At 61.0% G+C, this 10,460-nt stretch carries 10 protein-coding genes; 5 read left to right on the plus strand and 5 right to left on the minus strand.

The genetic code is table 11. The annotated features are described in order from the left end of the window. Positions 1–159: 159 nt before the first annotated feature. Positions 160–1,530, minus strand: coding sequence for a glutamine synthetase family protein (locus tag GIW48_RS17690; protein ID WP_236462040.1), 1,371 nt, complete (start codon positions 1,528–1,530; stop codon positions 160–162). Between the two features lie 333 nt (positions 1,531–1,863). Here GIW48_RS17690 and GIW48_RS17695 point away from each other — a divergent pair, with 333 nt between their 5' ends. Next, complete coding sequence (locus GIW48_RS17695; protein WP_026013725.1) at positions 1,864–2,628, plus strand: transporter substrate-binding domain-containing protein; 765 nt, start codon at positions 1,864–1,866, stop codon at positions 2,626–2,628. Between the two features lie 50 nt (positions 2,629–2,678). Next, the gene (locus GIW48_RS17700; RefSeq protein WP_236462043.1) at positions 2,679–3,515 is read left to right on the plus strand and encodes a cache domain-containing protein; all 837 of its coding nucleotides are present in this window, start codon (positions 2,679–2,681) and stop codon (positions 3,513–3,515) included. 71 nt (positions 3,516–3,586) lie between these two features. On the opposite strand, the gene GIW48_RS17705 is transcribed toward GIW48_RS17700, so the two are convergent. Next, the gene (locus GIW48_RS17705; RefSeq protein ID WP_169985528.1) at positions 3,587–5,104 is read right to left on the minus strand and encodes an MDR family MFS transporter; all 1,518 of its coding nucleotides are present in this window, start codon (positions 5,102–5,104) and stop codon (positions 3,587–3,589) included. 67 nt (positions 5,105–5,171) lie between these two features. Continuing rightward, positions 5,172–6,356 carry a 4-hydroxybenzoate 3-monooxygenase gene (gene pobA, locus GIW48_RS17710; protein ID WP_170040596.1) on the minus strand — a complete coding sequence of 395 codons (1,185 nt, stop codon included), beginning with the start codon at positions 6,354–6,356 and terminating at the stop codon, positions 5,172–5,174. Between the two features lie 190 nt (positions 6,357–6,546). Between pobA and GIW48_RS17715 the strand changes: the two genes are divergently transcribed. Continuing rightward, a complete protein-coding gene (locus GIW48_RS17715; RefSeq protein WP_170040558.1) occupies positions 6,547–7,422 on the plus strand; it encodes a helix-turn-helix domain-containing protein in 876 nt (291 codons plus the stop codon). Between the two features lie 59 nt (positions 7,423–7,481). On the opposite strand, the gene GIW48_RS17720 is transcribed toward GIW48_RS17715, so the two are convergent. Both GIW48_RS17720 and GIW48_RS17725 read right to left on the minus strand, forming a co-directional pair. Next, positions 7,482–7,658: a hypothetical protein gene (locus tag GIW48_RS17720; RefSeq protein WP_167353682.1), complete on the minus strand. Its 177-nt coding sequence runs from the start codon at positions 7,656–7,658 to the stop codon at positions 7,482–7,484. Positions 7,659–7,757: 99 nt separating this feature from the next. Further along, positions 7,758–8,663 carry a LysR family transcriptional regulator gene (locus GIW48_RS17725; RefSeq protein ID WP_170040559.1) on the minus strand — a complete coding sequence of 302 codons (906 nt, stop codon included), beginning with the start codon at positions 8,661–8,663 and terminating at the stop codon, positions 7,758–7,760. A gap of 104 nt (positions 8,664–8,767) precedes the next feature. Between GIW48_RS17725 and GIW48_RS17730 the strand changes: the two genes are divergently transcribed. Both GIW48_RS17730 and GIW48_RS17735 read left to right on the plus strand, forming a co-directional pair. Beyond that, on the plus strand, positions 8,768–9,634 hold the full coding sequence (locus GIW48_RS17730; RefSeq protein WP_236462046.1) for an MBL fold metallo-hydrolase: 867 nt from the start codon (positions 8,768–8,770) through the stop codon (positions 9,632–9,634). A gap of 33 nt (positions 9,635–9,667) precedes the next feature. After that, positions 9,668–10,282 (plus strand): NAD(P)-dependent oxidoreductase, encoded by a 615-nt coding sequence (locus GIW48_RS17735; protein ID WP_236462049.1) that lies wholly within the window; start codon positions 9,668–9,670, stop codon positions 10,280–10,282. The last annotated feature ends 178 nt before the right edge of the window (positions 10,283–10,460 follow it).

Below are 10,460 nucleotides of genomic sequence, written 5' to 3' on the forward strand. Positions count from 1 at the left end.
CGTGACGCCTGTAAAACACCGACGTTCGACTGTGGGAGCTGGCTTGCCTGCGATGCTGGCACCTCGGTACATCGGGTACACCGAGTTGATGCCTTCGCAGGCAAGCCAGCGCCCACAGAAAAGCAGCTCTTCGGTGTATCCAAATCTGCTGCCAGCGGATCACGCCTGATGCAGATACCAGTGCCAATCCTGCTCGCCCACCTCCCCCATGAACTGACGATATTCCTCACGCTTCACCGCCAAATAGACGCCGAGAAACTCACTGCCAAACGCCTCCCGCGCCCAGCTTGAACCCTCCAGCGCACGCAAGGTGGTCAGCCAGTCAGTGGGCAGCAACTCCTTGGCCTGGGCGTATCCGTTACCTTCCACCGGCGCACCGGGGTCGCGCTGTTCGCGAATGCCTCGGTGAATACCCGCCAGGATGGCGGCAGCCGCCAGGTAAGGATTGGCGTCGGCCCCGCAAATCCGGTGTTCGATATGCCGGGAATAGGCAGGCCCGCCCGGCACGCGCAGGCTGACGGTGCGGTTATCCACGCCCCAGGTGGCCGCCAGCGGCGCATAGCTGTTGGTCTGGAAGCGCCGATAAGAGTTGGCATTCGGGCAAAACATCAGCAGCGAATCAAGCAAGGTGCTGAGCATGCCGCCCACCGCCTGGCGCAGCAGCGGCGTGCCATCGGCGGCCTCGCTGGCGAACAGGTTATTGCCCTGGGCATCCGCCAGGCTCACATGCATGTGCATGCCGGTGCCCGCCAAGTCATCGAATGGCTTGGCCATAAAGCAGGCGGTCATTGCGTGCTTATGCGCCACGCCCTTGACCAGACGCTTGTAGCGCACCGCTTCGTCCATGGCTTGCAGGGCATCCGCGCGATGTTCCAGGGTGATTTCCACCTGGCCCGGCGCATACTCGGAAATCGCCGTGCGCGCCGGAATGCCTTGCAGCTTGCAAGCGCTGTAGAGGTCGGCCAGGAACGGCTCGATTTGCTCCAGCTCACGCAGGCCGTACACCTGGGTCGAGCGCGGGCGATTGCCGTCCACATCCCGTGCCGGTTGTGGGCGGCCGTTGCTGTCGGGTTTCTGGTCGAGCAGGTAAAACTCCAACTCCGCCGCCATCACCGGGTAATAACCGTCGGCCTTGAGGTCGTCGATCACCTTGGCCAGCAAATGCCGAGGGTCAGCCACGGTGGCCGGCAAGCCTTCGGTGGGGTGCATGCTGACTTGCACGGCGGCTGTCGGGATCAGGCGCCACGGCATACGCTGCAAGCTGCCGCTGACCGGGTAGGCGCGGCAGTCGATATCGCCGACTTCCCACACCAGCCCGGAGTTTTCCACGTCGTCGCCGTTAATCGTCAGGCCCAGGATGGTGCTGGGCAACGGGCGGCCACTTTCATACACCGCCAGCAGCTCATCGCGGTGCAGCAACTTGCCGCGTGGCACGCCGTTGTTGTCGAGGATAAACAGCTCGAACATTTCGATGTCCGGGTGCTGTTCAAGAAAAGACTGGGCTTCTTGCAGGCTGGCAAAAACACTCATGGGAACTCTCATACGTTTGCGTCAGGCAGGCGCACAGGTGCGCGTCATTCATGGGGCAAATCAACGTAAGAGAAAGGTATCCGGTGGGCGCGCGTGTCGGCAGTGGAACAAGGCCCAGAAGGCCAGCGCGGACGGCAGTGTCGCGAGGTGAGTGTCAGGGGAGCCGTCCATGCGAGATTCACAGTGAGGTAGATGCCCGGCAGCGTCACACGCCCACAAAGGTTGTTCAATTCAGGGTTGACGGAGTTTGGTTGCAGCCTGGCTAAACAATTGCCATCCCTGCGCATAGCTGGAAATAATGGCGACCCGAGCATGCCCCAAGGATTCGACCGCATGAAAGCTCCCCTGGTCTTCTGTTTACTGGCAAGCGTGGCCACCCACGCCCTGGCCGATTCACGCCTGGACGAGGTACTGCAAAACGGCACCCTCACCGTCTGCACCACCGGCGACTACAAGCCCTACACCTCGCTGCGTGCCGATGGGCGCTACGAAGGCATTGATATCGCCATGGCCGAGTCCCTGGCCAAGAGCCTCAACGCCAACATCAAATGGGTGCCCACTACCTGGAAAACCCTGATGCCGGACTTCCTCGCCCAGCGCTGCGACATCGCGGTGGGCGGTATTTCGGTGTCGTTGGAACGCCAGAAAAAAGCCTTCTTCAGCCAGCCTCTCGGCGTCGATGGCAAGATCCCGCTGGTGCGCTGCGCCGATGTACAGCGCTACCAGAGCGTCGAGCAGATCAACCAGCCGCAGGTGCGTGTGATCGAGCCGGCGGGCGGCACCAACGAGGTGTTTGCCCGCGCCCACCTGGCCAAGGCGCAAATCCGCCTGCATGACAACGTGACGATTTTCGACGAACTGCTGGCGGGCAAAGCCGACGTGATGATCACCGACGCCAGCGAAGCGCGCTTCCAGCAAAAACAGAAACCTGGGCTGTGTGCGGTCAACCCCGAGCGGCAGATGCAATACAGCGAAAAGGCCTTCCTGCTGCCCCGCGATGATGTGGCGTGGAAAAGCTACGTCGACCAGTGGCTGCACCTGAGCATGGCCACCGGGGTGTATGAAGGCATCGTCAATCAGTGGCTGGCGGCGCCCTGAGCAGGAGCCGTCTACGCTGTGCTCACATCAACCATAACGAGGGATCGGTAATGAAGGGATTGCTCCGACTCACCTGCCTGCTGCTGTTGGGGTTCAGCCAGGTGCACGCGACCACTCAGGATGAGGACGCTCGGGCCGCCAAGGCTCTGCTGGAAAAGGCTGTCACTTACTTCCAAAGCAACGGCGACAAAGCCTTCGCCGCGTTCAGCCGCCAGGGTGAGTTTATCGACCATGACCGCTATGTGTTCGTGGTCGACACCAAGGGCGTGTTGTTAGCCAGCGGCGGGCCTTCCTCTGCATTGATCGGCCGTGATGTGTCCGAGGTGCTCGGGCCAGACCTGCAAGCTTCGTTCAAACAGGCGCTGACCGTGCCCGAAGGCCAGGGCATCCAACAAGCCGACTACCGCTGGCAGAACTGGAACGACGGCAAGGTTGAGCACAAGCACGTGTTTTATCAGCGCGTGGGTGAACGCATCCTGGCGGTGGGTTACTACCTGCCACGGGCCACACCGGAACAGGCCCGAGCGTTGCGCAACAAGGCTGTGAAGGCGCTGGTCAAGGATGAGGCAGGCACGCTCAAGGCGATCAATTCATTGCAGGGCGGGTTTCTGCAGGATGATTTGTATGTGTTTGTGGTCGATCTGAACACCGGGCGGTATGTGGCGCATGGCACCAACTTGCGACTGGTCAATACCGACTTTCGCAAGATCAAAGACCAGGATGGCAAGCCGGTGGGTGAACCCATTCTGAAGCTGATGGCCGAGCAGGATCAGGGCGAATACAAGTACCGCTGGAAGAACCCGGTGACCGACAAGGTTGAGAATAAGCATGCGTACGTGCGCAAGGCCGGGCATTTTATGGTGGCGGTTGGGTACTACAGCCCCTGATCTGAGTTGGAATGCAATCCATTGTGGGAGCTGGCTTGCCTGCTCCCACAGTTTGATCATCGTTGTGTCAGTTAACGTGCTTTGTCTTCACGCCCACGCAGCACACGATTGGGCATCGCAATGGCCGCCGCCAACCCCAGCAACGACACCGCCGCACTCACCATCAGCAAATGCCGGAATGTCACCGCCAGCTCCCCGCGCAAGGCATCCTGCGCAGGCCCCGGCGCGGCGTTGAGGCCGTCGAGCAACACGTTGCCGGAACTGCCTTCAGCCCCCAGCGCGCCGCTGGCCAAATGCGCAAAGCTGGAATCCTGCAACAACGCCAGCAGCAACGCCGACATGCACGCCACACCGACCGCCCCGCCCAACGAGCGGAACAGGTTAGTCGTGCTGGTGGCCACGCCAATATCGCGCTGCTCCACCGAGTTCTGTGTACCCACCAGGGACGTCGGAAACTGCATCCCCGCCGCAATCCCGCACAGCAGCATAAACACCGCCGTAAGCTCCACCGCCTGCGGCGCGCTGTAGGCCATGCCGAGAATCGCCAGCGGGCTCAAGCATGCGCCGGTGAGGATCATCGGTTTATAACGCCCGGTCACCGAGGTCATGCGCCCGGCGAAATAGGCCCCCATCGGCAAGCCCATGGCCAATGGCAGCAAGTGCAAGGCGGCGCTGTCGGCCCCCGAGCCGGTCACCGTCTGATAACGCAACGGCATCAACACCGTCAGGGAAATCGCCTGGAAGCTGGTGAAGAAAATCGTGCACCAGCACAGCACTGCGCTGCGATTGGCGAACAGGTGCATCGGCAACAATGGCTCGCGCGCCCGGCGTTCGTGCCACACGAACACCGTCAAGGCCACCAACGCGCAGGCCAACAGCCCCAGTACTTGCTCGTCACGCCAATGATGGCCCTGGCCGATTTCGGTGATGCCCAGCAGCAAGGCGGTCAGGCCGATGATCATCAGCACGGTGCCGAGGTAATCGATAATCGGCTTGCGCTGCGGCACCGGCAGCCCTACCAGTGTGCGGTGCGCCACATACCAGGCCCCGGCGCCCAGCGGCAGGTTGATCAAAAACACCCAACGCCACGACAGGTATTCGGTCATGTAGCCGCCCAGCACCGGCCCGGCCACGCTGGCCACCGCGTACATGCTGCTGAAATAGCCCTGGTAACGGCCACGCTCACGGGGCGCGATGATGTCACCAATGATCGCCTGGCTGACCGAGATCATCCCGCCGGCACCGATGCCCTGGAGAATCCGCGCCAGCACCAACTGCTCCATGCTTTGCGCCATGCCGCAAAACAGCGAGGCCAGGGTGAACACACCCATGCCGATCAACATCATCGGCCGGCGCCCGTACAGGTCGCCGAGCTTGCCGTAGATCGGTACGGCCACGGTCATCGCCACCATGTAGCCGGAGATCACCCAGGCCAGCAGGTTTACATCGTGAAACTGCGCGGAAATCGCCGGCATTGACACGGCGACAATGGTCTGGTCCAGGGCGCCGAGGAAAATCGCCAGCATCAAGGCGGCGAGCACACTGCGAACGGCAGGAACGGGCTGAGCGGGTTGGTTGAGGCTGGTCACGGCATAACCTTCGAGCAAGGCCCGCAGGCAAGGAAGAGCCTGCGGGAATGCTGGATACGATAGCAGGCTACTCGATAGCTTCGTAAGGAAGTCCGACGTAATTTTCTGCGATGGTTTTGCGCCCCGCCTGCGAATGGATGAAATACTCAAGCTCGCTCTCGGCAATTCGCTGGCTGAAGCCGTCGGCGTCCGGGAACTGGTGCAACATCGAGGTCATCCACCAGGAAAACCGCTCGGCCTTCCACACCCGGCGCAGGCAGATGGCCGAGTATTTTTCCAGCAAGTCCACGCGGCCCTCGCGGTACACCTTGAGCATGATCCGAAACAGCGTGCTCACATCACTGGCCGCCAGGTTCAAGCCTTTGGCGCCGGTGGGCGGCACGATATGCGCGGCGTCACCGAGCAGGAACAGGCGCCCGTACTGCATCGGCTCCACCACAAAGCTGCGCAGCGGCGCGATGCTTTTTTCGATTGACGGCCCGGTGACCAGTTGCTCGGCCAACTGGCTGGGCAGGCGGGTTTTCAGCTCGGCCCAGAAACGCTCATCCGACCAATCATCCAGAGGCTCATCGACCGGCACCTGCAGGTAATAGCGGCTGCGGGTCGGCGAACGCATGCTGCACAACGCAAAGCCACGCGAATGTTTGGCATACACCAGCTCGTCATGCACCGGCGGTGTATCGGCGAGGATGCCCAGCCAGCCGAACGGATAGACGCGCTCGAACACCTGCAACGCCTCAGGCGGAATCGCCTGGCGCGCCACCCCGTGGAAACCGTCGCACCCGGCGATGTAGTCGCAGTCCAGGCGATAGGTTTCGCCGGCATGTTCGAAGGTGAGCCAGGGCCGATCAGTTTTAAGGTCATGGGGCTGCACGTCGCGCGCCTCGTACAGGGTCACAGCCCCGGCAGCCTCGCGGGCGGCCATCAGGTCGCGGGTGACTTCGGTCTGGCCGTAGATCATCACCGACTGACCGCCGGTCAAGCCTTTGAGGTCGATATGGGTCAGCTGACCATTGAGCGCCAGCTCAAAGCCATCATGCACCAGGCCTTCGGCGTCCATGCGTCGGCTGACGCCGGCCTCGCGCAGCAGGTCGACCATGCCTTGTTCCAGCACACCGGCACGGATACGGCCTTGCACGTAGTCGGCGCTCTGGCGCTCTAGAATCAGGGTCTGGATACCAGCGTTATGCAGCAGTTGGCCGAGCAGCAATCCGGAGGGACCGGCGCCAATAATGGCGACTTGGGTTTTCAGCGTTTTCATTATTTTTATGGCTCGCAAGCTTCACCCGAACGGATAGGGTGAAAGAGTTGTCATTCATCCTGTTGCTGATCATTTTTCACTTGAGTGGCCGCCATAAGAAGGTGAAAACTGAGACAAAGCCTGCGCTTTTTGCCAATTGGGGCGATTACCGCACCACTATCCTGAGTATCGGATTGAAACCATGACCAAAACTGCCAGTACCGCGATTCCGGTCTTCAAGCTTTACGGAGAAAGTCAGCAATGGCCGACTCCGGATTTGTTGCACTGTGAAACCATTTCCCGACGGAGCCGGGAATACCAGTGGGAAATCCAACCCCACCGGCACGCGGACCTGTGCCAGTTGCTGTACGTACACAGAGGCCAGGCGCAGCTGGAAATCGAAGGCCAGCGTACTACCCTCAGCGAAGCCACCTTGCAGGTGCTGCCGCCGTTGTGTGTACACGGGTTTCGGTTTTCTGAAGATGTGGAAGGTTTTATCCTGACGCTGGCCGCGCCGCTGGTCAGCCATTTGCAGACACAGTTAGGCGCGACGGTGGACGGTTTGCAGGCCCTGGGCAATTACCCCGCCGGCAAGGACAGCGATTACCTCAACAGCCTGTTCGACCGACTGCAGGATGAGTACGCCGATGAACAACCGGCCCGCGACATGATGATGCACGCCCTGGTCAGCGTGCTGCTGGTGTGGATCAGCCGTCAAGCCATCCAGCGCCGCCACCCGCGCGCCCCACGTGGCCGGGAGTATTTCCGTCGCTTCACGCAGTTGGTCGAGCAACATTACCGCGAACACCCGAAGATTGAAGACCTGGCGCACAAGCTGGGTATCTCGGTCTCACACCTGAACGGTACGTGCAGGGAATTGGGTGGCCAGCCTGCTTTGCAGATCATGCATGACCGCCAGTTGCTGGAAGCCAAGCGCTTGCTGACCTACACCAGCATGACCATCAATGAGATGTCGGAGGTGTTGGGGTTTTCCGACCCGACCAACTTCTCCCGGCTGTTCCGCCGCCGGGTGGGGTTTTCGCCCAAGGCGTTTCGCGAGCAACTGAAGGCGGATTGACGCGGGACGCGGAGCGTCCTGGGCTGCATTACCACGCGGAGCGTGGGAACGATCACAGCCTACCTGAGCGCGCTGAAACTACCGGTACGCGGCACACACAGATCCTGATGGCAACTGATCGCAAAGGTCGGTTGCATACGGGTCTGTTCAACCCGATAGGCGGCCGTGCCGTACAGCGCGGTGGCTAACGCGGACAGGATGAAAATCATCAGGTACTTTCTAATTTTTAGGGTCATGGCACACCTCTGAATAGATCGACTCGGTGCTGTTTAAAGCATAGGTCAGTCAGGGCGAGTTGCCATTATTGGGCGTCATTCAACATCTTTATGTCGGCTTTACAGACCGATATCCCACACCGGCTCTTCCGGGAACCGCAGCACCAGAAAATCCAGCAGGCTGCGCAACGCCAACGGCATGTGTTTACGCGAGGCATACACGGCGTAGACGTTCATTTGCTGCGGCTCAGCCTCGGGCAGCAGCCGGATCAATTCGCCACTGCGGATGTAGTCCCCCGCCTGATAACTGGGCAGCCGCGCCACCCCGGCGCCCGCCAGCGTCACCCGCAGCAAGGTCGTGGCCTCGTTGGCGGTGATATTGCCCTGCACCGCCACCGAGACTGCTTCGCCGTTCTCGGTGAAGTGCCACAGGCTTTTGCCGAAGTAAGAATGCGTCAGGCAGTTGTGCTCCGCCAAGTCGTGGACTTGCCGAGGCTGCGGGTGTTCCAGCAGGTACGCCGGTGACGCGCAGATCACCGAGCGACACAGCGTGAGCTTGCGCGCGATCAGGTTGGGGTCCAGCTCAAAGCTGGTGCGGATGGCCAGGTCGATACGCTCATCCACCAGGTTTACCGTGCGGTCGAGCATCTGCAGGTCGATGCTGACCAACGGGAAGCGCTTGACGAATTCGGCCACGGCATCCGCCAACTGCGCCTGGCCGAATGAGCTGCTGACACTCAGGCGCAACTGGCCACGCGGCGCTTCATCCGGCTCACTGACGGCCGCCTGCATGTCACTGCACAGCTCCAGCATTTGCCGGCAGCGCGGCAGCGTTTCACTGCCGGCGGCGGTGAGGCTGAGCTTGCGCGTGGTGCGATGCATCAAGCGCGCACCGACCCAATCCTCAAGTTCAGCCAGATAGCGCGAGACCACCGGCCGCGACAGGTCCAACTGATCGGCGGCGGCGGACTGGCTGCCCAGGTCAACTACCGTGACAAACACCCGCATTGCTTGAAGACGATCCATGATTTGCACGCTTTTAGAAACAAACTATGTCCAAGCATCGCATTTTTTGTTGTGTTTGGTGCAACTAAGCTCTGTGCATCACTTACCTGCTGCTGGAGCTGCACATGATCTCGGTACTTAAACGATTTGCCCTGGCTTCGGCCGCCCTGGCGTTCGCTGCCCATGCTGCGGCTGCCGACCTGAAGCTGGATGCCTACAACCCTGGCACCTCGGCCATGATGCCGGTCAGCTCGGTACTGGTCAGCGGTGAAAAAGACCTCATCCTGGTCAACGCCCAGTTCGGCAAGACCCAAGCCGAGCAACTGGTGCAGAAAATCCGCAGCAGCGGCAAACACCTCACCACCATCTACGTCAGCGACGGCGACCCGGACTTCTACTTCGGCCTCGACACCCTGACCGCCGCGTTCCCCGACGCCAAAGTGCTGGCCACCCAGCCGGTGGTGGACCATATCAAGGCCACCGTCGAGCAAAAAATCGCGTTCTGGAGCCCGAAACTCGGCGACGACAAGCCAAGCAAAGCCATCATCCCGCAGGTGTTGCAGGGCCATACCCTGACGCTGGAAGGCAAAAGCCTGGAAGTGATCGGCCTGGACGGTCCGCAACCTGAGCGCACCTTTGTGTGGATCCCCTCGATCAAGGCGGTCGTCGGTGGCGTCGTGGTGTTTGAAAACACCCACGTGTGGATGGCCGACACGCAAACCGCCAAATCCCACACCGACTGGCTGGCCACCCTGCAACGTATCCAGGACCTGAAACCGGCCACCGTGATCCCTGGCCACTACCTGGGCACACCGACCGTGCAGTCCGTGGCCTTTACCGCCGACTACATCAAGGCCTTCGATATCGAGACCGCCAAGGCCAAGGATTCGACTGCGCTGATCGCGGCGATGAAAAAGCGTTACCCGAACCTTAAAGACGAAAGCAGCCTGGAACTGGGTGCCAAAGTCGCCAAGGGCGAAATGAAGTGGTGATTGGTTTTAAACCCTAACGTACTGGAGAACGTCATGAGCAAGATTGCAATCATTGGTGCCACCGGCCGTGCCGGTAGCCAACTGCTGGAAGAAGCGCTGCGTCGTGGGCATACCGTTACTGCCATTGCGCGTAACACCGACACGCTGGCCGCACGCCCAGGCCTTACCGTTAAAAAGGTCGACGCCCTTGATGCAACGGCCTTGCAGCAAGCAGTGAGCGGCAACGACGTGGTGATCAGTGCGGCGCACTTCGCCACCCTGCCCGCCAGCGCCGTGATCGGCCCGGTAAAAAAAGCCGGCGTGAAACGCCTGCTGGTGGTGGGCGGTGCGGGTTCGCTGTTGTTGCCAGGTGGCAGTCGAGTGATCGACAGCGAGGGTTTCCCGGCTGAATACAAAGCCGAAGCCAGCGCCGGGGCTGAGTTTCTCGACGTGCTGCGTCAGGAAAAAGACCTGGATTGGACCTTCCTGTCGCCATCGGCGGAGTTTGTTGAAACCGAGCGCACCGGGAAATTCCGTCTGGGCCAGGACGATCTGCTGGTGAGCGCCGAGGGCCGTAGCTGGATCAGTTTTGCTGACTTTGCCATCGCCCTGATCGACGAAGTGGAATCGCCGAAGCACTCGCGCCAACGCTTCACCGTCGGTTACTGACTCTGAGGGAACTGGCTTGTGTGGGAGCTGGCTTGTGTGGGAGCTGGCTTGTGTGGGAGCTGGCTTGTGTGGGGATTGGCTTGTGTGGGGGGGTGGTTGTGGGGGGGGGGGTGCGGGGTGGGGGTGTGCGTTGAGCGAGACTTGTGCTGCGGGGGGCGGGTGGGGGCGGGGGGGCGAG

The sequence above is a fragment of the Pseudomonas sp. PA-6-3C genome (assembly GCF_021605825.1).
Lineage (GTDB): Bacteria > Pseudomonadota > Gammaproteobacteria > Pseudomonadales > Pseudomonadaceae > Aquipseudomonas > Aquipseudomonas edaphica.

What these genes read in the sequence shown, in the direction of transcription:
- GIW48_RS17735 (WP_236462049.1), top strand. Translation starts at nt 9,668, where the DNA reads ATGAGCAAGATTGCAATCATTGGTGCCACCGGCCGTGCCGGTAGCCAA.
- GIW48_RS17725 (WP_170040559.1), bottom strand. Translation starts at nt 8,663, where the DNA reads ATGGATCGTCTTCAAGCAATGCGGGTGTTTGTCACGGTAGTTGACCTG.
- GIW48_RS17715 (WP_170040558.1), top strand. Translation starts at nt 6,547, where the DNA reads ATGACCAAAACTGCCAGTACCGCGATTCCGGTCTTCAAGCTTTACGGA.
- GIW48_RS17690 (WP_236462040.1), bottom strand. Translation starts at nt 1,530, where the DNA reads ATGAGTGTTTTTGCCAGCCTGCAAGAAGCCCAGTCTTTTCTTGAACAG.
- GIW48_RS17700 (WP_236462043.1), top strand. Translation starts at nt 2,679, where the DNA reads ATGAAGGGATTGCTCCGACTCACCTGCCTGCTGCTGTTGGGGTTCAGC.
- GIW48_RS17720 (WP_167353682.1), bottom strand. Translation starts at nt 7,658, where the DNA reads ATGACCCTAAAAATTAGAAAGTACCTGATGATTTTCATCCTGTCCGCG.
- GIW48_RS17730 (WP_236462046.1), top strand. Translation starts at nt 8,768, where the DNA reads ATGATCTCGGTACTTAAACGATTTGCCCTGGCTTCGGCCGCCCTGGCG.
- GIW48_RS17695 (WP_026013725.1), top strand. Translation starts at nt 1,864, where the DNA reads ATGAAAGCTCCCCTGGTCTTCTGTTTACTGGCAAGCGTGGCCACCCAC.